Origin of the sequence: Halomonas meridiana (assembly GCF_009846525.1) — a bacterium.
Classification (GTDB): Bacteria; Pseudomonadota; Gammaproteobacteria; order Pseudomonadales; family Halomonadaceae; genus Vreelandella.
On sequence record NZ_CP024621.1, the window covers coordinates 2724092 to 2746417 of the forward strand.

Consider the following 22326-nt stretch of genomic DNA (forward strand, 5'->3'; position numbering starts at 1 on the left):
AAACGTTAGTAACCAAACGGGCGCCAAGACACTATCTCTCGAGTGCCCGTGCATTCTCAGAACCGCTCCCACCGATCAACATGTTGGCCATCAAAGAATCTGGAGCGCACCTCAGCAAAGTGCTCTTTGCCAGCCTCATTTCCACGTTGCACCATTTCCTGTATGGCCTCGGCATCATCCATTTTGATTTCGACAGGGGTTTGCTGATTAACACGCACATGACGTGTCGGTCCTAGGAAACTTTCTGCTAGTGCCAAAGCACCATGCTCTTGGGCAGCGAAAAAGAGATCGACGCTGTGAGGTGCCCAACCTGCCTTGCCCTTTCCTAGCTGCTCAGTGAAGTCGCTTTCGCTACTGAGAGTGCCAATGCTCAGTACATCAATCCTGTCTAAAGGGATTTTCAAGTATCGAACCGCTTCCGCCAACGCCGGGAGGATGGGGTTATTGGCCCAGACACCTCCATCCAGAAACGTCTCCAACGCGATAGGCCCACCGAAGGTAGCTTCATCAAAATAGGTAGGTGCAGCGGAGGAAGCCAGTGCAGCATCGACGGCTGAAATATCTCGGTAAGCGGTTCGATCTGGGCTGTGCGGGGTGACGATCGCCTCTGCCTGACCTTGCTTGGCCCTAACAGTGGGAATCACCAAGCGGCAGCGGGAATCTGCTTCCAACGTTTTGTCCCCGTACACATCTGTCAGCAGTCCTCGAAGTGTGGCTGAATCATGCTTGGATTTGAGCCAGTGCCGCAGTTTCCGATCCTTCGGAAAAATCTGGGGACCCTTTTCCTCATAAAACTCAAGGATTTCACTTGGTTTCAAGCCCATGGCTAGGCCAATAGCCAAGATCGCGCCCGTGGATGTGCCTGCCACCAGGTCGAAGTGTGAAATAAGGTCGTTCCCACCACCAGCCTTCAGCATGTCGTCCCACTTGGCCAAGACTGCCGCGGTGAAGGTACCTCTGAGCCCTCCTCCATCAAGCGCCAAAATACGGAAGTTGCGGCCGCGCGATACGTTACGGCGAGTAAGCGGGAGGTTCTTCAGTTGGTCGACGATCAGCCCTATGACTTGGTCAACCGATGTACTGTTGGCAATGGTCGCATTCGCTTCGGGCGATAGCCCGTTACGCAGACGAGATAATAACGACGGGTCTTCCTTGAGATAACCTGCGATAGCCCCGCCAAAACCAGCGACGACAAATCCTGGCTTTCCGAGTTCAAGCATCGTATCCAGTTCATTGGGAACGCCTGCTTTTGCTTTATTAATGTTCCACCATGCACCACCGACGCAGATAATGGCGTCGGAACGATCAGCCATCCAATCACGCATTGGGGTCAGGCCTTCTGCGGCCGGACCATCGCTGCTATCTGCAGGCACAATCTCCACAGAAGCGAATACTCTCTGCTTTTCAATTTCAGCAGTGTATTGATCAGTTGAGTAGCGCTTCGCCCGCACTAAGGTAAGCGCCCCCTTGTTTCCACCCGCCTGGATGAAATCCTCTGCAGCTCTGCGTAGCGGTTCAGTGAACGAAGGATGACTCCCATGAACAATGGAGCCTCCTTCATTGAAAACTTTCGCTGCAAATTTCTGTACGAAATCAGTGATGTCTGCTTGTAATTCTTGGTTCGACCCGGACAGGTGAATCCTAACGCCGGCCAGACGCTGAGTGACTGCCATGTGTAATACCTAGTGATATGAAATGTCGATTTCTGCAAGCTAGTACGCCTCGTTTCGTATTTCTAACGACCGGCTAAGGCAGCTGCGGTTTCGATCCAGCCAGCGATGTTTTCCCGGCCGTTTTGAGCCGTGAAGTCGTATCTCATGCAGTGTTTGGATAGCTTAACAACCGTGTTGCTGGCAGGGGCGTCAAACCACAAATCAGAGGCTGGGATGGCGGAGATGTAGTCCGAGTACTTCACCCATTTACCGCCCTCGAGCTCCGCGAAATAAATCTTGTCGTTGACGAGATAGACACCCACTTCAGCCAGTGGATCTGTGCCTTTCACTCCCAACTCCTTCGCGTTGTTTCTTAAGCCATGGATATCGACAGTGAGCAGCCCATTGCCCTTCAAGACGCTATGTACGATCTCATACCGTACCCACCTCCTGGCAGCGGTGTCCTGACCGGCAAGCACGCAAGTCACAGAGGTATTCTTTAGGCCATGACGAAGAAAGGTCTTGAGCGCTTCATCACTTTCTTTCTTTGATGCTTCGAACACACTGCCATCAAAGAAGCCATCTACCTCTTGATTCTCGCTGACGACCAGGCAGTTCCTGACATTCCAGGCGCGCCACACATCTTCCTGATAATGGAAGGAGAAAAATGTTTTTCGTGTCATCCCTTGCTCCAGTTCGTTGACAATCCTCATTCTTCACCCCGTAGCGACTGCAGTTCACCTTGGAATGTGCTGTCCGTGCTCGTCATGTAATGCGAGCCTGTCAAAAATTTAGGGGTTTATAAGCCGTCAAGGATACCCAAAGAAATCTTCGACAAAACCATTAGGATGCCTGAATGTGTTCAAATTGATGCTGTTTCTATATTTGCTTCAACACACTCACTAATCATCTCAATTTACTTTATTTTTAATGGCATTATCAATCCAACTTGAGATATTATTTGATATATCTTGATACGCATTCAAAGAATTAGGATCATAACAAGGTACAACGCTTGACATTAATCTACCATCATTAAACTTGATCAGATCAAACGGATTTTTTCCCTTTCTGCTAGTCCCATTTCTTGGACACCTGAGGTTATGAATATAAATGCCTAGTAAAGCTTTACCATCATTCCATGCCTTGATGATTTCGTGCTCTACCCACGGTCTTGAAGCGGTTTCGCTACCAATCAAAACAATAATACATCGTTTGTACTTCATATTTTGATTTATCCAATTTTCAACAGCTTGCTTACCTGTTCGCTTTAGTGTTTCCCATTCATTTGGAGTAGTAGGTGGATTACCCTCAATGCTACCAATATTACGTATTTGTTGGACTCTCATTACGTCATTGTCAAAATGGAAGCTATAAAAAACAGGAATTTTAGCCATTTTATTTCCTTTATAGATTTTCTACCCAAGTCCCAGAGTTTGTACCCGCATCAAACACAGCATAACCAGTCTTACCCGTCTGGTTATTACTTCCTTTATCTATTTTCTTATACAGCTGAAGATATTCGTTTCCATACCAAGTTCCATAATCATCTTCTGTTTGAACTATTAAGATCTTATCGTATCCTTTTGCTGAATCAGCAAAACCAATTTCCCAAGGACACCAGCGTGATTGAGTTGAATTGTCCGTTGCTAAAAACAAGAACCAGCCTGTAGACAATATTTTTGCCTTAATTTTGTTTGCAGTTTCCTTGTTGGGAGTGCTCGGCATTTCGCTATCTTCCCAGTCAATGTACAAGTCCCATCCATTTTCTTTCATTAGAACTTGAAGGCCTTTAGCTAGCTCGCGGTCTTTGTGGCTGTGGCATAAAAAGGCCGTTTGCTGTTTTTTAGCTAAAGCTTCGGTGAGCGATTTAGCTACAACAACACTTCCCGAGCGACTAGATGCTGATCGTAAGTCGCGTATATTAATGGCCATTGCTACTCCTATAATTCATACTGCTCGAACATCTAGCATGCATTAACTTAAGTAATTCACTGGCAATCAATTGAAAATCAGCTTTATTCACAGCCTTTCGTGCGTGTGGAATATGAGCAAACGCACACGTTGCCTTTGCTAGCATGTCTGCTCAGGGTCGAAAAGCGTCATTTGTTTACATCTCCATAAAACGCCACCCTACCCGCAATAGCCTCCACACCCTCAACCGGCTCCTCATAACTCCAAGCAACATCTCGACTTTCACCCAGCGAAAAATACACCGTATGCCCTTTAAACGGGCAGTAAGTGGTCGTTTCCGAAGTGGTAAGTAAGTCCATCCGCACGTCGTCACGTGGGAGGTAATGGCGTGGCGGGTAGCCGTGTTCGCGGAGTTCCAGCGCATTGGTGGAGTCGGCTAGCAGAATGCCATCCACCCGCACTTGCATGCGCTGCTGGCTAGGGTGAAGCGTTATGCGGGCATTCTGCATCATATTGTCCCTGCGGCATTGTTTGCTCTAATGCTTTGAGACTAGCAGTTAATCTAGGTTAAGCCTACCTTGCCGAATTAGTTTTTAGTCGGTAACTCATACTTAGCCATGTAAGTTAGTCATCACTTCCACGCTACCACTTATGCCACCGTGATGAATGCGGCACAGCACTAAGCTGGGCTGAGTGCCGTTGGCGTTAACCGCTAACTCCCCTACTGCATTCCAGCCGCCGCTATTGCCGCAGGTTTGCCAGCCGCCCGTGGTGGAAACGTGGTTGGCGAGCAGTACCGGCAGTTGGTGGCGCTTTGCGATGGTGGAAAGTAGCTCGGCATCTTTTACATAGCCGCCTGGGGAGATCAGCGCGCCGGCGAGATATACGTCCGCTTGTTGGGCGGCGGCGGTGGCAGCATGGTTTGGGTGGGTAAAGTCGGCGCAAACGGCTAGGGCAATGCGGGTGCCGTTAACGTTGATTAGGCCGCTTTCAGAGCCAGGGGCACAGTAAACCTCTTCCCCTTCGTGAAGGTGCTGTTTTAGGTAGAAGGTATGTTCGCCGTTGGGGAAGCAGATCACCGCCGCAATGTAAGGTTTGCCGTTGGGGTCGTGCAGTGGGCAGCCTGCTATTACTACCGTGTTATTGCCTACGGCAGCGGCGGTGAGGGCGGCAAAGGTTGCATCGTCGCGGGGCATGGCCAGTTGGCTGAGTAGCGCCAGCTCGTAACCGGTCAGCGAGAGTTCGGGAAAGGCCACCACGTTGGCCCCCAGCGCGGCGGCGCGTTCTATGTAGGCCAAGTGCGTTTGTAGGTTGTCGTCTACCGCTGCTTTGCTGACGGGTAGTTGGGCGAGCGCGATGGTGATGGCTTGGCTGTTGGTCACTTTTGTCGCTTGGCTGGCTGGGTGCTGGAATGGTCGCGGGCTAAAGCCACCTCCCACTGCTGGCTCACTCTCGGGGCCGATTCAGCTACGGGCTAATAGTGATAGCGGCAAGAAATGACAGTGATCGCGTGGTGATCGACTGCATAAACAAGCCGATGAGTATCGTCTATACGTCGAGACCAAAAGCCCGCTAGGTTTTCTTTTAAGGGCTCTGGCTTGCCGATTCCCTCAAAGGGGGAGCGCTTTACATCGTTTATCAGCTTATTAATGCGCTTAAGGGTTTTCTTATCCTGCGCTTGCCAGTAGACGTAGTCGTTCCAAGATTCATCTGTCCAACACAACAGTCGCTGACTACTCATCCATTAACTCGCGTGCGCTTGTTTGGCCAGCCCGATATTGCGCTATTGAGCGGTTAAGGTGTTTAGCATTATTAGGCGAACGAAGCAGGTGCACTGTTTCCATTAGGCTATTGTAATAATCCAGCGACATCACCACGGCATCTTCCGCATCCCTGCGCGTGATCACGGTGGTATCCGCATCATTAACGACGCCATCCAGCACAGCTTTCAAGCCATTCCTCGCTTCTGTAAAAGACACGATTTTCATACACGCCTCACATGTACTATTTAGGGTACAAGTCTAGCCGTTGCCCGCAAACCTGTACAGCTAATAAGACAGAACGACTGCTTCAGGCCTTTTTCACAAACTGCGCGGTTACCATCATGTCGCCTGCGCCGTCCACTTTGCAGTCTAGCTGGTGGTCTTTGCCCTCTTTTAGCCGTTTGATGACGGCTTTGGTGCCGATCTTGAGCACTTGGGAGCTGCCTTTCACCTTGAGGTCTTTGATCAGCGTGACCTTGTCGCCTTCGGCAAGCGGCGTGCCGTTAGCATCCGCCACGTTCACGGCCTCTTCGGCGGCGGCTTCTTCAGGGTTCCATTCGTGGGCGCATTCGGGGCAGATAAACAGGCGTTGATCCTGATAAACGAATTCCGATTGGCAGCGGGGGCATGGCGGGCAAGACATAAGCAGTGGCTTCTGTGGTGAATGAGCGGGTGATGATACTGAGCCAGAGCGGCCTTGGCGACTGGCGAGCGCCTTGGGTAGCGCCGCCGTGGGCGCTGGCGAGGCTCAGGCGCTGGCATCGTCCGCGTGTTCGCTGGGGTGAAACGCTTCTTTCTGCTCAGCCCATTTCAGCAGCGCATCCAGCGCAGGGCAGAGCGCTTGGCCCCACTCGGTTAGGCGGTACTCCACTTTGGGCGGCACTTGCGGGTACACCTTGCGCGCCACGATGCCATCGGCTTCCAGTTGCCGTAGCTGCTGGGCGAGCATCTTTTGCGAGATGCCGGGGATCAGCTTTTCAAAATCGGAGTAGCGCTGCACGTTACCGTCGAAGAGGTGGAAGAGAATAATCAGCTTCCAGCGCCCTTCCAGCATTTTTAATACATCTTCCACTCCGCTGGCCGCGCTAGTGGGCGTGTAAATCCTTCTCATGGGTAAGCCACTTACCTTTTTGTGCGTTCTTGATAATCGGTAAGCCTAAGCAGAAGATCCTCGTACAGCAACCACGATGAGGAAGGCTTACCATGAGCGTGTCACTCTCTACTCCCATTGCCACCTATATCGCCATTAGCAACGGCGCGGATGATGCCTCACTGGCGGAGTGCTTTACCGCCGATGAACGCGTGGTGGATGAAGGGCAAACCCACCAGGGCATTGCCGCCATTCGTGCCTGGTTACGCGACACCCGCCGCCAGTTTGAGTACCACGTGGAGCCCACCGACGTCTCTCGCGATGGCGACAAGATGGTGATTACCACCACCGTGACCGGCGATTTTCCCGGCAGCCCGGTGCAGCTGTTTCACCATATCGAACTGGCCGATGAACGCATTCAAAGCTTGGAGATTACCCCATGAACCTGCAGCTTAGTGGGCGTCGCGTATTGATCACGGGTGGCGGTAAAGGCGCGGGCGCGGCGGTGGTGGCGCTGTTTCGTGAAGAGGGCGCGCAGGTGCTGACGACTGCCCGTAACCGCCCCGCTGCCCTACCTGAAGAGCTGTTCGTCGCTGCCGATCTCACCACTGTGGATGGCTGCGCCACTGTGGCAGAAGCCGTGAAGGCGCGCATGGGCGGTGTGGATATCATCGTGCATGTGGTGGGCGGCTCGTCTGCCCCGGCGGGCGGCTTTGCGGCCCTGGGTGAAGACGAGTGGCAGCAGGAGCTGAACCTGAACCTGTTCCCCGCCGTGCGGCTAGACCGCGCCCTGCTGCCGGGCATGCTGGCCCAGGGTGAAGGGGTGATCGTTCACGTGACCTCGATTCAGCGGGAGCTGCCTTTGCCGGAATCCACCACCGCGTACGCGGCGGCCAAGGCGGCGCTCTCGACCTATAGTAAGAGCCTCTCAAAGGAGGTGTCGCCACAAGGCGTGCGGGTGGTGCGCGTCTCGCCGGGTTGGATCGAGACGGAAGCCGCCGTTGCCTTGGCGGAGCGGCTGGCCGAGCAGGCAGGCACCGATTACGAGGGCGGCAAGCAGATCATCATGGGCGCGCTGGGCGGCATCCCGTTGGGCAGGCCCTCTACCCCGGCGGAAGTGGCGAACCTGATTGCGTTCGTGGCCTCGCCGCTGGCAGGCTCAATCACGGGCACCGAGTTTGTGATTGATGGCGGCACGGTGCCGGTGGCGTAGCGCTTGAGTCAGCGGGTATCTCAATTGGCGTTGGCGGGCGGCGGCTCCTAGACTGAAGCTTCGTTTCTCTTGAGATACCCGACCTATGCGCGTTTTTTCTAATCCGGTCGGTGCCGGTTCACTCTGGTTTGATAATTTGGTCACGGCGGATGGTGTGCCGGTGGCCTACGACCCCCAGGCGCGGGCGTTCATTCCCATGCCGCCCTTCTGTGCCAACCGCGACGTGATTGGCTGTAACTGGATTGCCCCGAAGCAGGGCGAGTTCTGCCGCGCCTGCGCGATGACCGCCCTGGCCCCAGACCCTTCCATTTCCGATGCGATACCCAACTGGGCACACACCGAGGCGGCCAAGCGCTGGGTGATCGATAACCTGGGCCGCTGGCACTGGTTTCGCCCGGAAGACCCCGGCGCGCCGCCGGTGTTTCATATGCTGGCGGAAGGCGGTACGCCTGTCCCTATGGGGCACGTGGGCGGCGTGGTAACGATTAGCGTGGCGGAAGCGGATGCCCTGGTGCGCACCACCCGCAAAGAGGCGTTGGATGAGCCTTACCGCACTATGATTGGCCATATGCGCCATGAAATTGCCCATATGCTGTGGTGGCGGCTTAGCCTGCGGGAGGATTTTCTGGCGGCCTTCCGCGAGATGTTTGGCGATGAGCGGGAGGATTACCCAGCGGCCTTGCAGCGCCACTACCAAAACGGCCCGCCGGCGGATTGGCAAACGCGGTTTCTGTCGACCTACGCCTCTTCCCACCCCCACGAGGATTGGGCGGAAACCGCCTCGCACCTGCTGCACCTTACGGACATCACCGACAGCTTCGTATCCTCGGGCATGACGTCGCCCGCGCTACCGGACGACCACAACTGGGATGCCTACGCTGAACCGGATTCAGAGCGGCTAATTCATATTGCGGCGTCATTGGTAGCAGGCGTGAACCATGTCAATCGTTCGATGGGGCTGTCGGATCTTTACCCGTTTGTGCTTTCCGAAGTGGCGCTGCGCAAGCTGGCGTTCGTTCACGACTGGCTGCGGCGCGGGGCGCAAGGGCTGTAGCCACGTGCGCTTTGCTTGATGCGGGTTAGTGAAGGCCCAGCGCCTCAATCACCGCTGCGACCCGTTGGCGAGCTTCCCCTTGCAGGGTGTTCAACGGTTGGGGTAGGCAGGGGGCGCTAACGCGATCGGTGAGTTCAGCAATGGTTGCCGCCACCCGCAGGCTCCCGCCGTATTCATGATACAGCGCCCAGAGCGGTGCTAAGGCGTCTGAGCGGGCTTGAGCCTGTTCAGCGTCGCCCGCTTGGGCGGCACGTGTTAGCGCCAGCGCTAATTCTGGGTAGAGCCCACCCATCACCGAATACCACGCCTCGCAGCCTGCCAGCAGACCCGTCGCGGCGGCGGGGTCGCCGCTGATGCCGATGGTTACATCATCAGGAATCAGCGCCCGCAGCCGCGCCACGCGGGCTTTGGCATCTTCCAAGTCAGTAGACACTGGCGGAATTTTGATCGAGCGCACCTGGGGCAACTCGGCAATGCGCCCGTGCAGCTCGTCGCTGAACGTGAAGTGGGTGGTGCCGGGGTTGTCGTACACGCACAACGGCACGCTGATGGCGCGGCTGACGGTGCTGAACAGGTTGAACACGTCGTCATCGGTCAGCGTTTGGTACGAAACAGGCGCTAATAGCAGGCCGCTTGCCCCGACCTGCTGGGCGTGCTCGGCATTGGCCAGCACATCGCGGGTGCGCAGCGCGCCAATGCCTACCACCACCGGCACCCCCGCCGCACTCTCCACACTCAGCTTGGCCACCCGCGCCCGCTCTTCCACGCTTAAATAAGCATAACTCCCGGTAGAACCCAGCACGCCAATGGAATCCACCTGCGCCCGTGCCAAACGGGCCACGAGCTGGGTCAATTCCTGCTCGTTGATGCCCTGCTCATTCATGGGGGTTAGCGGAAACGCACTCAGGCCGGTAAACATGGGGTGTCCTTTTAGATGGTTGTTTGCACGAGGCGGCTATTCAGCATTACTGCCCAAAGCTAAGTCCCAAGCGCAGCGCTTGCAGGCTATCGAGCTGTACCGTGACTTCATCAGACACCAACGGGTGGCCTTGCACGCGCACGTTGACCGCTGCCTGGGAGCCACGATACCCCACGGTAACGGCGATATGGGTGCTGTCGCTCACCGGGGCCAGCCAATCGTACTCAACGTTATCTACGCTCACCGATGAAAGCCCACGGGCTTCTAACTGCTCCTCGACTTCCTTCTCAATCACCACGCCGTAGTAAAAATAGAGTCCTGCGTAGCCCAGCCCCAGCAGTACCAGCAATGAAAAGAGCTTGCCCATTATTTGCCTCTGTTTGTGGTCATTTGCACGATAGGTGATGGATTACATCCGGCGCTTTAGCGACGCGTAGACTTTGCCTTTGTCACGCTTACCCACAGCAATAACGTAGATAAACAGTTCATCATCCACTACTTCATAGACCAGACGATAGCCTACGCTTCGAAGCTTTATTTTATAGCAGGCATCGAAACCACTGAGTTTATCGGCAAGCACACGTGGGGTTTCTAGCCTTTCAGCCAGCTTCTTTTTGAACTGTTGTTTGACGGGTGGGCTAAGCTTTTCCCACTCTTTCAAGGCCGCGGGCAAAAAGCGTAGCTTATAGGTCATCCAGTGATACCGTGACGGCCTTGTCTTTATCGGCGCGACGCTCTTCCACTAGCTTGGCCAGCTCGTAGTCTTCCAGCATCTCCATCATCGCCTCATAAGTTTCTACAGGGACAAGGTAAGCGGCGGGCTTGTTGTGATTCAACACAGCAATGGGGGCACCGCTTGCCTGGCTCAGCAGTGCCGAAGGGTTTTTCTTTAGCTCAGAAATACTGACCGAAAAGTTAGCTAATACTTGGTGCATGGAAACCTCCTGAAGCCATAAAAAAGCTCCTTTTCTAGCCCTCATATTAGCTCTTTTTTTGCAACTACTCCAAGCGTTCGCTGTTTACATTCACTGCTCAACGATGCGATGCCTAATGTCTACACCCTCTCACACTCTCCGCCAGTTCTTTCACCAGCCCATGCACCCGCATCACGGCGTCATCACCGCTGCTGGCGTGTTCGATGCAGTCTACCAGCGCAGAACCTACAACCACGGCGTCGCTGAAGCGGCCAATGGTGGCGGCCTGTTCGGCGGTGCGAATACCAAAGCCTACGGCGATGGGCAGCGGTGTGTGTTCACGCAGCTGGTTAACGGCGCTTTCTAGACGCTCCGGTGTTGGGGCGCTGCCGCCCGTCACCCCCGCCACGGAAACGTAGTAGATAAACCCAGAGGCATTGGCCAACACTTTGGGCAGGCGTTTGGCATCGGTGGTGGGCGTAGCGAGGCGAATAAAATCGATGCCGTGCTGGGCGGCGGGCTGGCACAGCTCTTCGTCGTGTTCGGGCGGTAAATCTACCACGATCAGCCCGTCTACCCCGGCCTTGGCGGCATCGGTTAAGAAGCGCTCGACGCCGTAGCAGTAAATCGGGTTGTAGTAGCCCATCAGCACGATGGGGGTGGTGCTGTTCTGCTCACGGAACTGGCGCACCATCTCCAGCGTTTTGGCTTGGGTCTGGCCGTTTTCCAGCGCGCGCAGAGCGGCTTTTTGAATGGCGGGGCCATCGGCCATGGGGTCGCTGAACGGCATGCCGAGCTCGATGATATCCACGCCTGCTTCCGGCAACCCGTGCAGCATGCGGCGGGAGGTCTCGGCGTCCGGGTCGCCAGCGGTGAGGTAGCTGACCAGCGCCGGGCGGTTTTGCTGTTTGAGCGCGGTAAAGCAGTATTCAAGACGAGAGGTGCTAGTCATGTCGTTCTCCTGTAGCGCGCTCATACGTTTTTCACTCCGAATTTATCGCCCAGGTGGTGGGCCACGCTCATCATGTCTTTATCACCACGGCCACTGAGGTTGACCACCATCAGGTGCTCGCGGGGAAGTGTCGGCGCGCGCTTAGCCACTTCAGCCAGGGCGTGGGCAGTTTCTAGCGCGGGGATGATGCCCTCTTGGCGGCAGCAGATTTGGAATGCTTCCAGCGCTTCGTCATCGGTGGCGGAAACGTACTCGACCCGCCCTTGCTCGTGCAGCCAGGCGTGTTCGGGGCCGATGCCGGGGTAGTCCAGCCCTGCGGAAATTGAGTGAGCGTTGATAATCTGACCATCTTCGTTTTGCAGCAGGTAGGTGCGGTTGCCGTGCAGCACGCCAGGGGTGCCGCCGTTCAGGCTGGCGGCGTGCAGGCCGCTGTTGACGCCTTTGCCGCCTGCTTCCACGCCCACCATGTGAACGCTGTCATCATTAATGAACGGGTAGAACAGGCCCATGGCATTAGAGCCGCCGCCCACGCAGGCAATCAGCGAATCCGGCAAACGGCCCTGTTTTTCGAGCATCTGAGCGCGGGTTTCATGTCCAATCACCGCTTGGAAATCGCGCACCATCGCCGGGTAAGGGTGCGGGCCTGCCACGGTGCCAATGATATAGAAGGTGTCGTCGACGTTCGTGACCCAATCGCGCAGCGCTTCGTTCATGGCATCTTTCAGCGTGCCGGTGCCTGAAGTGACGGGGATTACTTCCGCCCCTAACAGTTTCATGCGGAATACGTTGGGCTGCTGGCGCTCGATGTCGGTGGCACCCATGTAAATCACGCAGGGCAAACCAAAACGCGCAGCCACGGTAGCGGTGGCAACGCCGTGCATGCCTGCGCCGGTTTCCGCGATGATGCGCTTTTTGCCCATCTGCTTGGCTAACAACACTTGACCAATGCAGTTGTTAATCTTGTGCGCGCCGGTGTGGTTAAGCTCTTCACGCTTGAGATAAATGCTCGCGCCGCCGAAGTGCTCGGTGAGCCGCTCGGCAAAGTAGAGCGGGCTGGGGCGGCCGACGTAATCACCCTGAAAATAGGCGAGCTGGCGCTGAAACTCCGGGTCGTTTTTGGCAGTGGTGTACTCATCCTGCAGCTCAAGAATCAGCGGCATCAGGGTTTCAGCGACAAAGCGGCCACCGAAACTGCCAAACAGCCCGTTGGCATCGGGTAGGCTTAAAGGTTTGTTCATCACGACCTCTGCGTTTTGGGTGCGATTTAGGGTTGTGATGACGTTAGCGCAGGCAGGCGGGAAGAAAAATCGATAAGATGGCAATCACCTGTGAGTTTTACGCAACTATTTGAAGAGGCCCCCATGCACCACAGCCTGCCGCCCTTAAGTGCTCTGCGCGCCTTTGAAGCCACCGCCCGGCTAGGCAGCGTAACCGCCGCCGCCGATGAGCTAAGCGTGACCCACGGCGCGGTAAGCCGCCAGCTAAAGAGCCTGGATGAGCATTTTGGCGTGGCGCTGTTCACCAAAGCTGGGCGGGGGCTAGTGCTCACTCACCACGGAGAGCAATTGCAAAATGGCGTGGGGGAAGCTTTCACCAAACTCAGGGATAGTTGCACCCGGCTCAAGCATGAAGTGGAAGAAGCGCCGTTTACCCTGGCCTGCCCCGGCAGCCTGCTGGCCCGCTGGCTGATTCCCCGTTTAGACCGCTTAAACCAGGCGCTACCGGAGCTAAAACTTCAGGTGGTAGTGAGCGATTCTGAGCAGCCCGGCCAGCCGGAGACCAGCGCAACGCTGGCCTTTTTCGAGCCACCGTGGCCTGACGAGGGCGAGCTGATTGAGCTGATGTCTGAGGAAATTTGCGCCGTGGCCAGCCCACGTTTGGTGGATGGGTGCGATGCCGCTCATCCCGCATCGCTGTTTACCAACAAGCTCCTTTACACCGCCTCACGCCCCCAAGCGTGGCCCCAGTGGGCAGACGCCCAAGGGCTGGAAACCGCCGCATTGAAAACAGCCCTCCAACAGGGCCAAGGCTTTGCGCATCTTTACTACCTCATAGAGGCTGCCGTGGCGGGCCTAGGGGTCGCCATCGCCCCGAAGCTACTCGTAGAAGATGATCTGAAAAGCGGACGGCTTGTCGCCCCTTGGGGCAGTATCGAAACCCCAGCACAGCTCTGCCTGTGGCTACCCAAACACGCCAACGCCCGCCGCAGCGAATCGCTGGCTGACTGGTTACGTAAGGCGTTGGAAGGTTAAAGCCCTACTCGGTGCGGGTACACCACGAATGCCAGCTTGTTGCCATCCGGGTCGCGGACGTAGGCGGCGTAGAAGCCTTCGCCGTATTGGGGGCGAAAGCCCGGTGCGCCTTCGTCGCTTCCGCCGCTTTCCAGGGCGAGCTGGTGCAGCGTGTCGACTTCTTTGATGTCGGTGAATTGAAAGGCGGTCATGGTCCCGTTGCCCACCGTGGCGTCGTGGCCATCGAAGGGATAGCCCACGAAGTATTGGGGTACGTTGACATCGTCCGGGTCGCCAAACGAGACACCGCTATCCTCCTGCCAGCAAATATCCAGCCCCATGGCATTGAACAGCGGCGTATAAAATTGCAGGGCACGCGCTAGGTCTTGGGTTCCCACCATTGTATAAGCCAGCATACGGTTCTCCTTATCGCGCTTGGTCCCCCTAGGTTATGCCATAACGCCAAACAGTCGGCCAATCAGCGACGTCAACGCCATGGCCAGCGCTCCCCAAAACAGCACGCGCAGGGCGGCGGTTCGCACCGGAGCGCCGCCCACTTTGGCAGCCAGCGCGCCCAGAAGCGCCAAGCACGCTAACGAGGCCATGGCCACCAGTGGGATCAGCAGCACCGAGGGTGCCCACCAAGCGACGAGCAACGGCAGCAGTGCCCCCAGGGTAAACATCGCCGCCGATGAGAGCGCGGCCTGCAACGGCCGCGCTTGGCTGACAGCAGTGATGCCGATTTCATCGCGGGCATGAGCGCCCAAGGCATCTTTTTGCATTAGTTGATCGGCCACTTGACGGGCTAGATCTGGCGTTAATCCTCGCTCGACATAAATTGCGGCCAGTTCCTCTTTCTCGTCGTCGAAATGGTGATCTAACGCTTTTCGCTCCATGGCCAAATCGGCGCGCTCGGTATCCGATTGCGAGCTGACCGAGACATACTCCCCCGCCGCCATCGACATAGCTCCCGCGACCAACCCCGCAAGCCCCGCCAACACGATCTCATTTTGCGCAGTTGACGCCGCCGCCACTCCTAAAATCAGGCTACTGGTGGACACGATCCCATCGTTAGCACCAAGCACGGCGGCTCTTAACCAACCTGAGCGATGAGAGCGGTGATGTTCTTGATGGGTCATGGCTATCCTATCCGTTGGATGAGTGACGTGGCGCTGATGGTTCATCGGCCCTCTTTTTAAACTAGCAGGTTATGACCCGATAACAGCAGGCATATTGTCTGCCTCCCCTCACACCGCGCAGTGGCTGGCTCCCTCACGTCGTTTAGTCGTATGGCGAGATCATCATCGTGGCCTGCCCCACGACTTCGTGCGTTTGTCATGTGTGACAGGTAAGGTCATACCTCTCTCGACGACAAGGAGTGATGATGTTGCGCACCTCATGGATCACCCCCCTCACGCTGCTGGCCAGCACGTCCTCGTTGGCCCTGGCAGCCGACGCTACCCCGCTCGCTGAACAGCTCGATGATCTGAATCGCTTTCAGGTCATTGCTCACCGAGGGGCCAGCGGGCATGCCCCAGAAAGCACGCTGGCCGCTTACGAGCTAGCCCACCGCTGGGGGGCGGATTACCTGGAATTGGATGCACAGCTCAGCGCCGATGGCGAGGTGGTCCTGTTTCACGATGGCACCATCGAGCGCACCAGTGACGGTGAAGGGCATATCCACGATTACACCTTGGCCGAACTGAAAGCCTTGGATACCGGTTCATGGTTCCATGAGGCCTACCCTGATCGCTTGGACGAGGACTATCGCGGCACACAGATCCTGACGCTCGATGAGCTCTTCGATCATTTCGGCCATACCACCCGTTACTACATCGAAACCAAGTCTCCCGATCTCAACCCTGGGTTGGAAGAAGCCCTGGTGACGCGTCTGGAAGCCTACGACATGATCGAGCAAGGCCGCGTCCTGGTGCAGTCCTTCGATCAGGAGAGTTTGCTGAAAGTGCGCGATCTGAACCCAGACGTGCCGCTCATTCAACTATTGTGGTACTCCCCCAGCGAGCAAGATAACGCCACTTTCACAGAGTGGAACGACACCACGCCGGGGGCCGACACGATCCGTGACGAGGATTTCGAGCGCATTGCTGAATACGCCGTGGGGATTGGCACCAATGCCGCCTACCAGGGCCAACCCGTGATCGATGCTGCGTTTGTTCGTCAGGCACAGGCAAATGGCTTGCCGGTTCACGTGTACACCATCAATGAACAAGAGGACATGAAGCGTTTGATGGCGCTGGGCGTCAATGGCCTGTTTACCGATTACCCTGACCGCCTGCTGGAACTGGTGAACGAATAAGCCGGAGAGTGAGTGGCAACGTTGATACGCCACAGCGCAAGGGCGCTTGGGGTGATGTAAATTACCCTAAGTGCCCTGTCACTTTTTGCCATTTTTTGTTGCTTGCGTTACGTAAAAAAGCCGATAAGCTCTTTTCTCTAACTCATCTTTTTGGTTGATCGCCGTAAGGGAGAAACGTCATTCACTCATTCACAGCTAACGTGTGGGCCACCCCCACAGGGTGCATGAACCTGACGTTCGGCAAGCCAAGGTACCCCCTGAGCCATGCCGTTTAAGAGGCCGCGACGCACGCTCATTAGCGCTTCACTGACAGCGTTAATGACGCTCGGCCTGTTCTTGGTGACGACGTCAGCCCAGCCCAACGAATTACCCGATACGATCGTGTTGATTGCCCACCCGTCCGTGGGCACGCTAAAGGTGCACCGCGATACGGTGCGGGCCATGTTCGCCATGCGCCAGCGCACGTGGCCCAATGGGCAAGCCGCCCAAGTCTTCGTGCTGCCTAACCGAGATCCCGTTCATGGCCGGTTTACCAAGGAGCAGCTGGGGGTCTATCCCCATCAGCTACAGTTAGCGTGGGATCGAATGGTGTTTTCCGGCATGGGGCAAGCCCCCAACCGAGTACGCGACCAAGCCGAGATGCGTGAGCGGGTCGCTGGCACTCCGGGTGCGCTGGGTTACCTTGAAAGGGAGTACTTGGATGAGAGCGTCCTTGTCATTTCAATGGAGTGAATACCGAGCGCCGACGGCGTGGCTAGCCACAGGGCTGTTGGCCCTGCTGCCCCTGAGCGTCCACGGCGATGGAGGCCGCTGGGATACGCTTCAGGTTCACGGTTTTCTCAGTCAGGCGTTGGTCATTACCGATGATAACGACGTTTTTGGTGCCAGTAGCGATCACGCGGGTAGTCTGGAGTTCACCGAGCTGGGGCTGAACGCCTCGTACCGCCCTCACCGTCAAGTGCTGGTGGCCGCCCAACTGCTCAGCCGCCGTGCCGGCGGCGATACCGAGGATGCCGTGCCGACGCTGGATTACGGGGTGATCGACTACCAAATGCGCTCGACCACCTCGCGCACGCTGGGTGTCCAGCTAGGTCGCTTCAAGAACCCTTTTGGCCTGTACAACCAAACCCGCGACGTGGCGTTTACCCGGCCCAGCATCTTGTTGCCGCAATCCATCTATTTTGACCGCACCCGCGCCCTTGGCTTGGCCGCCGACGGCGTTAGCTTTTATTGGGAAGAGCACATGGACGCGGGCACACTGCGTTTTCGTAGCGGGCTGGGCCGCCCGCAAACGGGCTCGGAGCTAACGCGACAGCTCTTCAACGGTGCGGCCAACGATGTCTCGGCGGCAGAGCCTTCCGCGATTGCCCAGCTGCTATACGAAGCCCCTTCCGGCCAGTGGGTCGCGGCGCTAAGCACCGCCACGGTGAACCTCGACACCTCGTTCGGCGGGCAAGCGGCCGACTTCGATTTCCAGCCCTGGATTGCGTCGCTTCAATACAACGAAGAGTTCTGGAGCCTGACGGCGGAATACGCGCTACGCCAGCAGTCGCTGGCTGGCGAAAACCTGCCGCGCACGTTCGATATCACCGGCGAGAGTTGGTACGTGCAGTATCAGTATCGCTTCACGCCTAGCTGGAGCGGGCTAGTTCGTTTTGATCGCCTGATCAACAATACCGATGACCGTTCGGGTCAGCGTTACGAACAGGCAGGCCTCGGCCCAGCCCACTCACAGTTCGCCGATGACGTTACGCTGGGCGTACAGTGGTCGCCCACGCCTACGCTCATGTTAGCGGGTGAGTACCACGCCGTGGATGGCACCGGGTGGCTGCCGAAACAAGACAACCCAGAGGCCAGCGCCACACGCCAACACTGGAACATGCTGCTGTTTCAACTATCGCTGCGCTTCTAGCCCATTGAACGGATCGGGAACTGCCGTGATGAATCGGTTTTCACCATTGCCAACACGTCATCGGTTTAGTCTCGCCTGGCGGGTCACCGCGCTTAGCAGCCTGCTGTTGCTGATATTGGTCGCGCTGTTCATTTGGTTAGGGCATCACCATCTTGCCCAGCAGTTCGAAAGTAGCCGCTTGGCCCACCATGAGCGCCAGCAGCGCGAAATACGGCTCGCCCTTCAACGCACAGCAAACAACCTGCGTCAACTAGCAGGATTGACCGCCTCGGCACCGCCCCTCGTGGATGCGCTGGCCGTGGGAGACACCACCGCCATCGACGACGCCCTACGCGCTCAGTGGCCCTCTTTGCAGTTGGAGGCGGGGATCGATGAGGTCTTCGTCTTCGATCCGCTAGGGCGCTTGCTCGGCCACTCCGGCGGCATTCAAAGCGCGGTGGATATCCCCGTCGAGGGGTGGGTGGAGGACGTGCTCGCCCGCGAGGCCCCCATCACCACGCTACGCTGTGGGCTGAACTGCCAGCAGTATGCGGCCGTGCCCATTTTGATGGAGGGCAGCAGCATTGGCATGGTGGTGCTATCCCGCTCGCTGGCCGACGTGACCCGCGAAGCCAGAGAGGTGTCCGGCAGCGAAGTCGCGTTGATGGTGACGGGCTATAGCGGCACGCCCGGCATGGACGCCAGCCGCCGGATAGCACAGTGGAACGGCCATTTGGTTGCCCTCACCAGCCGCGAGGTCACGCTCCCCTTATTGGAGCGCGCTGCCCTCACGGCGCCCATCGTGGAGCTGGCCGAGCGGCCGCTGAATTTGCCGTACGCGGAGCGCTACCTGGAACTCAGCGCCGTTTACATGGAGGACGATGCCGACTGGCGCAGCACGGGCTATTTTCTACTGATTTCCGATGTCACGGCGCAAACCGTGGCCATTCAGAAAGCCACCAATACGCTGCTCTTACTCGGCGTGGTGGGCTGGCTGGCCGCCGAGCTGCTGCTGCTCGCGATTCTGCTCGGGCCCATGGCCCGGCTGCGCCGGGTTGCCGCGCTGCTACCAGCACTAGCGAGAGGCGACTTTACGGGAGTGCGAGGCAAGCTGCCCCAGCGCGCGCCTCGGCTTTCCAATGAGATCGATGTCCTGGAGAACGCGACCCGCACCCTGGCGAACCAGCTCGAGCACTTGGAGTCCAGCGTGACCGAGCACAGCAGCCAGCTTGCCGAGCGCATCGACGAGCTGGCCCATGAAAGAGACTTCGTGAATAGCCTGTTGGATACCGCTCAGGTCTTCATCGTGGTACACGACCGTGAGGGGCGCATTCAGCGAGTCAACGCGTACACGCGCACCCGGCTCGCGCTGAAAGATAGCGAACTGATGGGCCGGTATTTTGCGGACATTTTTGACCATGCCCCGCTCACCGGGCTGCCAAGCCGTTTCATTGCAAAAGACGCGCCGCTCGATACCGCCCTGACCACACCCCAGCAGGAAGAAAAAATCCTGCAAACCGCCGACAAGCGCTGCTGTACCGTGGTCTGGTACCACTCCGTGCTGCCGGTCAGCCCCCGAGACGATGCGCTGCGCATTTCGGTCGGGCTGGACATTACCGAACGCAAAGCCGCCGAAGAGCGACTGACCTGGCTCGCTGAGCGCGACCCGCTGACCGAGCTGTTCAACCGTCGCTATTTCCAGGATGCGCTGCAGAGCGCCCTGCTGAAGAACAGCGAAGGGGCCATCGTGCTGCTGGATTTGGATCAGTTCAAAGAGATCAATGAACTCAGCGGCCACCATGTCGGCGATCACTTGCTGCGTGAGGTCGCCGAGACGCTGTTCTTGAACCTTGGCCAGCGCAGCATCATCGCCCGTCTGGGAGGCGACGAATTCGCCCTGCTACTGGAGGGCGTCAGCAGTGAGCAGGCCATTAGCATGGCGGGGTACATCAGCCAGCTACTGAGCGGCATCGGTTTTCAATCGGCAGGCCGAAAGCACCATATTTCTGCCAGCATGGGCATTGCGCTTTTCCCTCTACATGGCCGCACCCCCGCCGACCTGCTGGCAAGCGCCGATATGGCGATGTACAAGGCCAAAGAGAGCACTCACCAGCGCTGGTATCTACTCTCTCAGGCCGAGAACGCCAAAGACGAACTACAAGATCGCGTTTACTGGGTCGAGCAGCTCCATCACGCGCTGGAGAACGACAGCTTCGAACTGATGGTGCAACCCATCGTGCACTTGTCCGACCAATCAATGAAGCACTATGAAGTGCTGCTGCGTCTTCGCGCGCCGGACGGCAGCCTGATTGCCCCTCAGCACTTCATTGCCATTGCCGAACAGAGCGGCTTGGTCGTGCCGCTTGACCGATGGGTCCTTCGACATAGCCTGGAAGCCCTGGGTACGCTGCAAGCGCGGGGCATTTCCTTGGCTGTGAATTTGTCGGGGCAGTCGCTGCACGACCTGGAGCTCAAACAGTACTTGACCGACGAGTTACAGCACAGTGGCACCGACCCCCACCATTTGATTCTGGAAGTCACCGAAACCGCCGCGATCACCGACTTTTCGACCGCGCGCAACGTGCTGCAAACCGTACGCGATTTAGGCTGCCGTACGGCCCTGGACGACTTCGGCATTGGGTTCAGCAGCTTTCACTACTTGGGTCAGCTACCGGTGGACTACATCAAAATAGATGGCTCGTTCATTCGCAGCTTATTGATCAATCCCGATAGCCATACCATTGTGAAAGCCATCGCCGACATCGCCAAAGGGTTTGGCAAACAAACCATTGCAGAGTTTGTCGACCAGGCGGCACTGCTGCCTATTTTAAAAGAGTACGGCATTGCTTACGGACAAGGCTTTTATGTAGGCAAACCCCTGCCCCTGGCGCAGCTACTAAAAGGATGAACGCTGGTGATAACGACAATAACCCCCGCCATGACCACGCCAGAGATCCTCGAAGACACGACCTTTAGCCCTACGTTTTTCAACGACCACTTCAGACTGCTGATTGCCCAAACCCCCGACGAGCAGCACCGGGCGTTTGCACTGCGCCACGCGGTATTCATCGAAGAACTCAACTACGCCATTGGCAAGGAAAGCGCTCTGAACATCGAGCGCGACGAGCACGATCAACACTCGCTGCTCTGTTTGCTTCACCATAACGCCACGGGGATCGACGTGGGCTGCGTCAGGGTGGTATTGATCGACCCCGCCCCAGGACAACCCGCCCGAGGCCTACCGCTGGAAGATTACTATCATGCCCACCTCTTTATTCCCGACGCCCACCCGCATACGTTTCCACTTCATAAAACCTGCGAAGTATCGCGCTTAGCCGTTCACCCCACCGTTCGTAAAAAGCCGAAAGGCCGCGCTGGGCTAGCCGCTTCCACCTCTGATGCACGACGTCCCTCGCCTTTTCCAGCGCTTCAAACGCCTTACGAAAGCATCAAAGAGAGCCCAGCGCTCTTGAGCCTGAGCCTCTTTTTAGCGGCCACGGCCATGGTGGGGCTCAGCGGGCGCTACCATGTTTTTGCCATGTTAGAGCCGCGCTTTAGCCGTTTATTGAAAGCCTCGGGGCTGCATTTCCATCAGGTAGGTGGGGTCATCAATTACTGCGGCAGTCGCGCGCCCTACTACATCGACCAGCGGGTCGCGGAAGAGAGCCTGCCTAAGCGCATCGTTCCGCTTTACCACACCATCAAGACGCAGCTTGCCGCCCAACTACCGGCCACCACCTGCGTCTATGCTCATTAAGCCGCAGGCGCAGCGGTAGATGGCGTCGACACGCTTTGGGGGGTGATGCTGGCAAACTTGTCGACGAAATAGACCAGCGTTTCGGGATGTCGGAAGCGACGTTCGAAGGTTTCCTGGCGAACCTCGTCTTCGGTGTGATAGCGACGCGTGACGTTGGCGAGGTAGTCGCTGCCCACCTTCGCCACCTTGACGCTGTTTTCATGGCCCGGCTCCCGGTGTACCAGCGTGACGTTTGGCTGCTGCGCCAGCAGCGTCGCTAGCCGCTGGGCCGCGTCACGCTCTTCGTCAGTGGCCCAAAGCGGCTGGTCGCGGTTGCCGTAGTGGTAGAGCAGCACCGCCAGCAGCACGGCGAAAATGCTGCTGGTGAGCATCCAGGTCAGCAGCACGCCGGACACCGGCATGGTCAGCATAATGACGAGCTGCAGCAAGCTCCCCAACGACAAGACCGCTGCCAATGGTCGCCACATGCGCTGACTCATGACGGCGCGATTCAAGATGTATCCCCACAGCCCTACCACGCCCAGCGCCCCGAAAAACAGGTGCGCCATGGCAAGCGGTGTTCCCCCACCGGAAAAGATCGCCACGACTCCCATCACGGGTAGCAGGCTGTAAAGTCCGGCCAGTAGCACGTAGGCACGCTGTAGAGACATAGAGGACTC

28 protein-coding genes are annotated in these 22326 nt (G+C 57.2%); 9 read left to right on the forward strand and 19 right to left on the reverse strand.

Features of this window, described 5'->3' with window-relative positions; genetic code table 11:
- Positions 1-56 precede the first annotated feature (56 nt).
- The 10 genes from CTT34_RS13045 to CTT34_RS13090 form a co-directional block, all read right to left on the reverse strand.
- The gene (locus tag CTT34_RS13045; protein ID WP_159342808.1) at positions 57-1673 is read right to left on the reverse strand and encodes a CBASS cGAMP-activated phospholipase; all 1617 of its coding nucleotides are present in this window, start codon (positions 1671-1673) and stop codon (positions 57-59) included.
- Positions 1674-1735: 62 nt separating this feature from the next.
- Positions 1736-2335: a TIR domain-containing protein gene (locus CTT34_RS13050; protein ID WP_159342809.1), complete on the reverse strand. Its 600-nt coding sequence runs from the start codon at positions 2333-2335 to the stop codon at positions 1736-1738.
- 228 nt (positions 2336-2563) lie between these two features.
- Positions 2564-3049, reverse strand: coding sequence for a TIR domain-containing protein (locus CTT34_RS13055; protein WP_159342810.1), 486 nt, complete (start codon positions 3047-3049; stop codon positions 2564-2566).
- A gap of 10 nt (positions 3050-3059) precedes the next feature.
- Positions 3060-3587, reverse strand: coding sequence for a toll/interleukin-1 receptor domain-containing protein (locus tag CTT34_RS13060; RefSeq protein ID WP_062372669.1), 528 nt, complete (start codon positions 3585-3587; stop codon positions 3060-3062).
- A 167-nt stretch (positions 3588-3754) separates the two neighbouring features.
- Complete coding sequence (locus tag CTT34_RS13065) at positions 3755-4078, reverse strand: DUF427 domain-containing protein (protein ID WP_254436381.1); 324 nt, start codon at positions 4076-4078, stop codon at positions 3755-3757.
- Positions 4079-4177: 99 nt separating this feature from the next.
- Positions 4178-4948, reverse strand: coding sequence for a carbon-nitrogen hydrolase family protein (locus CTT34_RS13070; protein WP_159342811.1), 771 nt, complete (start codon positions 4946-4948; stop codon positions 4178-4180).
- A gap of 92 nt (positions 4949-5040) precedes the next feature.
- Entirely contained in the window at positions 5041-5307 is a 267-nt protein-coding gene (locus CTT34_RS13075) for a Txe/YoeB family addiction module toxin (protein WP_159342812.1), read from the reverse strand.
- Positions 5300-5554, reverse strand: a complete 255-nt coding sequence (locus CTT34_RS13080; RefSeq protein ID WP_159342813.1) for a type II toxin-antitoxin system Phd/YefM family antitoxin — start codon at positions 5552-5554, stop codon at positions 5300-5302. Before CTT34_RS13080 ends, CTT34_RS13075 begins: the two co-directional genes overlap by 8 nt.
- Positions 5555-5636: 82 nt before the next feature.
- Positions 5637-5972, reverse strand: a complete 336-nt coding sequence (locus CTT34_RS13085) for a zinc ribbon domain-containing protein YjdM (protein WP_009100498.1) — start codon at positions 5970-5972, stop codon at positions 5637-5639.
- 105 nt (positions 5973-6077) lie between these two features.
- Entirely contained in the window at positions 6078-6440 is a 363-nt protein-coding gene (locus CTT34_RS13090; RefSeq protein ID WP_153842707.1) for a winged helix-turn-helix transcriptional regulator, read from the reverse strand.
- 92 nt (positions 6441-6532) lie between these two features.
- Here CTT34_RS13090 and CTT34_RS13095 point away from each other — a divergent pair, with 92 nt between their 5' ends.
- From CTT34_RS13095 to CTT34_RS13105, 3 genes are all read left to right on the forward strand, one after another.
- Positions 6533-6862 carry a nuclear transport factor 2 family protein gene (locus tag CTT34_RS13095; RefSeq protein ID WP_159342814.1) on the forward strand — a complete coding sequence of 110 codons (330 nt, stop codon included), beginning with the start codon at positions 6533-6535 and terminating at the stop codon, positions 6860-6862.
- On the forward strand, positions 6859-7632 hold the full coding sequence (locus CTT34_RS13100) for an SDR family oxidoreductase (protein WP_159342815.1): 774 nt from the start codon (positions 6859-6861) through the stop codon (positions 7630-7632). The genes CTT34_RS13095 and CTT34_RS13100 overlap by 4 nt, the downstream gene beginning before the upstream one ends.
- A gap of 85 nt (positions 7633-7717) precedes the next feature.
- A complete protein-coding gene (locus CTT34_RS13105; RefSeq protein WP_159342816.1) occupies positions 7718-8686 on the forward strand; it encodes a zinc-binding metallopeptidase family protein in 969 nt (322 codons plus the stop codon).
- 25 nt (positions 8687-8711) lie between these two features.
- Here CTT34_RS13105 and CTT34_RS13110 read toward each other — a convergent pair whose 3' ends face one another.
- From CTT34_RS13110 to trpB, 6 genes are all read right to left on the reverse strand, one after another.
- A complete protein-coding gene (locus CTT34_RS13110) occupies positions 8712-9605 on the reverse strand; it encodes a dihydrodipicolinate synthase family protein (protein WP_159342817.1) in 894 nt (297 codons plus the stop codon).
- Between the two features lie 46 nt (positions 9606-9651).
- Positions 9652-9972, reverse strand: a complete 321-nt coding sequence (locus tag CTT34_RS13115) for a hypothetical protein (RefSeq protein ID WP_159342818.1) — start codon at positions 9970-9972, stop codon at positions 9652-9654.
- A gap of 42 nt (positions 9973-10014) precedes the next feature.
- Positions 10015-10299 (reverse strand): type II toxin-antitoxin system RelE family toxin, encoded by a 285-nt coding sequence (locus tag CTT34_RS13120; RefSeq protein ID WP_159342819.1) that lies wholly within the window; start codon positions 10297-10299, stop codon positions 10015-10017.
- Entirely contained in the window at positions 10289-10540 is a 252-nt protein-coding gene (locus CTT34_RS13125; RefSeq protein WP_062372637.1) for a type II toxin-antitoxin system Phd/YefM family antitoxin, read from the reverse strand. Before CTT34_RS13125 ends, CTT34_RS13120 begins: the two co-directional genes overlap by 11 nt.
- Positions 10541-10652: 112 nt before the next feature.
- Entirely contained in the window at positions 10653-11471 is an 819-nt protein-coding gene (gene trpA / locus CTT34_RS13130; protein ID WP_159342820.1) for a tryptophan synthase subunit alpha, read from the reverse strand.
- A gap of 20 nt (positions 11472-11491) precedes the next feature.
- Positions 11492-12709: a tryptophan synthase subunit beta gene (trpB, locus tag CTT34_RS13135; RefSeq protein ID WP_159342821.1), complete on the reverse strand. Its 1218-nt coding sequence runs from the start codon at positions 12707-12709 to the stop codon at positions 11492-11494.
- 123 nt (positions 12710-12832) lie between these two features.
- Here trpB and CTT34_RS13140 point away from each other — a divergent pair, with 123 nt between their 5' ends.
- A complete protein-coding gene (locus CTT34_RS13140) occupies positions 12833-13723 on the forward strand; it encodes a LysR family transcriptional regulator (RefSeq protein WP_159342822.1) in 891 nt (296 codons plus the stop codon).
- Here CTT34_RS13140 and CTT34_RS13145 read toward each other — a convergent pair.
- Both CTT34_RS13145 and CTT34_RS13150 read right to left on the reverse strand, forming a co-directional pair.
- Entirely contained in the window at positions 13720-14118 is a 399-nt protein-coding gene (locus tag CTT34_RS13145; protein ID WP_159342823.1) for a VOC family protein, read from the reverse strand. The two genes, CTT34_RS13140 and CTT34_RS13145, sit on opposite strands and share 4 nt — an antisense overlap.
- 33 nt (positions 14119-14151) lie before the next feature.
- On the reverse strand, positions 14152-14841 hold the full coding sequence (locus CTT34_RS13150) for a VIT1/CCC1 transporter family protein (protein ID WP_159342824.1): 690 nt from the start codon (positions 14839-14841) through the stop codon (positions 14152-14154).
- A gap of 245 nt (positions 14842-15086) precedes the next feature.
- On the opposite strand from CTT34_RS13150, the gene CTT34_RS13155 reads away from it, so the two are divergent.
- The 5 genes from CTT34_RS13155 (at position 15087) to CTT34_RS13175 (ending at position 21667) form a co-directional block, all read left to right on the forward strand.
- On the forward strand, positions 15087-16019 hold the full coding sequence (locus tag CTT34_RS13155; protein WP_159342825.1) for a glycerophosphodiester phosphodiesterase: 933 nt from the start codon (positions 15087-15089) through the stop codon (positions 16017-16019).
- 264 nt (positions 16020-16283) lie between these two features.
- Positions 16284-16751, forward strand: a complete 468-nt coding sequence (locus CTT34_RS13160) for a hypothetical protein (RefSeq protein WP_339119463.1) — start codon at positions 16284-16286, stop codon at positions 16749-16751.
- Complete coding sequence (locus CTT34_RS13165; protein ID WP_159342826.1) at positions 16720-17931, forward strand: porin family protein; 1212 nt, start codon at positions 16720-16722, stop codon at positions 17929-17931. Before CTT34_RS13160 ends, CTT34_RS13165 begins: the two co-directional genes overlap by 32 nt.
- Positions 17932-17959: 28 nt before the next feature.
- A complete protein-coding gene (locus CTT34_RS13170) occupies positions 17960-20818 on the forward strand; it encodes a bifunctional diguanylate cyclase/phosphodiesterase (protein ID WP_159342827.1) in 2859 nt (952 codons plus the stop codon).
- Between the two features lie 6 nt (positions 20819-20824).
- Entirely contained in the window at positions 20825-21667 is an 843-nt protein-coding gene (locus CTT34_RS13175) for a PEP-CTERM/exosortase system-associated acyltransferase (protein WP_159342828.1), read from the forward strand.
- Here CTT34_RS13175 and CTT34_RS13180 read toward each other — a convergent pair.
- On the reverse strand, positions 21664-22317 hold the full coding sequence (locus tag CTT34_RS13180; protein WP_159342829.1) for a hypothetical protein: 654 nt from the start codon (positions 22315-22317) through the stop codon (positions 21664-21666). The genes CTT34_RS13175 and CTT34_RS13180 overlap by 4 nt on opposite strands.
- Between the last annotated feature and the right edge of the window lie 9 nt (positions 22318-22326).

Bases quoted from the DNA above. Each gene is read 5' to 3' on its own strand.
- CTT34_RS13045 (WP_159342808.1), bottom strand. From the start codon at position 1,673: ATGGCAGTCACTCAGCGTCTGGCCGGCGTTAGGATTCACCTGTCCGGG.
- CTT34_RS13050 (WP_159342809.1), bottom strand. From the start codon at position 2,335: ATGACACGAAAAACATTTTTCTCCTTCCATTATCAGGAAGATGTGTGG.
- CTT34_RS13055 (WP_159342810.1), bottom strand. From the start codon at position 3,049: ATGGCTAAAATTCCTGTTTTTTATAGCTTCCATTTTGACAATGACGTA.
- CTT34_RS13060 (WP_062372669.1), bottom strand. From the start codon at position 3,587: ATGGCCATTAATATACGCGACTTACGATCAGCATCTAGTCGCTCGGGA.
- CTT34_RS13065 (WP_254436381.1), bottom strand. From the start codon at position 4,078: ATGATGCAGAATGCCCGCATAACGCTTCACCCTAGCCAGCAGCGCATG.
- CTT34_RS13075 (WP_159342812.1), bottom strand. From the start codon at position 5,307: ATGAGTAGTCAGCGACTGTTGTGTTGGACAGATGAATCTTGGAACGAC.
- CTT34_RS13080 (WP_159342813.1), bottom strand. From the start codon at position 5,554: ATGAAAATCGTGTCTTTTACAGAAGCGAGGAATGGCTTGAAAGCTGTG.
- CTT34_RS13085 (WP_009100498.1), bottom strand. From the start codon at position 5,972: ATGTCTTGCCCGCCATGCCCCCGCTGCCAATCGGAATTCGTTTATCAG.
- CTT34_RS13090 (WP_153842707.1), bottom strand. From the start codon at position 6,440: ATGAGAAGGATTTACACGCCCACTAGCGCGGCCAGCGGAGTGGAAGAT.
- CTT34_RS13095 (WP_159342814.1), top strand. From the start codon at position 6,533: ATGAGCGTGTCACTCTCTACTCCCATTGCCACCTATATCGCCATTAGC.
- CTT34_RS13100 (WP_159342815.1), top strand. From the start codon at position 6,859: ATGAACCTGCAGCTTAGTGGGCGTCGCGTATTGATCACGGGTGGCGGT.
- CTT34_RS13105 (WP_159342816.1), top strand. From the start codon at position 7,718: ATGCGCGTTTTTTCTAATCCGGTCGGTGCCGGTTCACTCTGGTTTGAT.
- CTT34_RS13110 (WP_159342817.1), bottom strand. From the start codon at position 9,605: ATGTTTACCGGCCTGAGTGCGTTTCCGCTAACCCCCATGAATGAGCAG.
- CTT34_RS13115 (WP_159342818.1), bottom strand. From the start codon at position 9,972: ATGGGCAAGCTCTTTTCATTGCTGGTACTGCTGGGGCTGGGCTACGCA.
- CTT34_RS13120 (WP_159342819.1), bottom strand. From the start codon at position 10,299: ATGACCTATAAGCTACGCTTTTTGCCCGCGGCCTTGAAAGAGTGGGAA.
- CTT34_RS13125 (WP_062372637.1), bottom strand. From the start codon at position 10,540: ATGCACCAAGTATTAGCTAACTTTTCGGTCAGTATTTCTGAGCTAAAG.
- trpA (WP_159342820.1), bottom strand. From the start codon at position 11,471: ATGACTAGCACCTCTCGTCTTGAATACTGCTTTACCGCGCTCAAACAG.
- trpB (WP_159342821.1), bottom strand. From the start codon at position 12,709: ATGAACAAACCTTTAAGCCTACCCGATGCCAACGGGCTGTTTGGCAGT.
- CTT34_RS13140 (WP_159342822.1), top strand. From the start codon at position 12,833: ATGCACCACAGCCTGCCGCCCTTAAGTGCTCTGCGCGCCTTTGAAGCC.
- CTT34_RS13145 (WP_159342823.1), bottom strand. From the start codon at position 14,118: ATGCTGGCTTATACAATGGTGGGAACCCAAGACCTAGCGCGTGCCCTG.
- CTT34_RS13150 (WP_159342824.1), bottom strand. From the start codon at position 14,841: ATGACCCATCAAGAACATCACCGCTCTCATCGCTCAGGTTGGTTAAGA.
- CTT34_RS13155 (WP_159342825.1), top strand. From the start codon at position 15,087: ATGTTGCGCACCTCATGGATCACCCCCCTCACGCTGCTGGCCAGCACG.
- CTT34_RS13160 (WP_339119463.1), top strand. From the start codon at position 16,284: ATGCCGTTTAAGAGGCCGCGACGCACGCTCATTAGCGCTTCACTGACA.
- CTT34_RS13165 (WP_159342826.1), top strand. From the start codon at position 16,720: ATGAGAGCGTCCTTGTCATTTCAATGGAGTGAATACCGAGCGCCGACG.
- CTT34_RS13170 (WP_159342827.1), top strand. From the start codon at position 17,960: ATGAATCGGTTTTCACCATTGCCAACACGTCATCGGTTTAGTCTCGCC.
- CTT34_RS13180 (WP_159342829.1), bottom strand. From the start codon at position 22,317: ATGTCTCTACAGCGTGCCTACGTGCTACTGGCCGGACTTTACAGCCTG.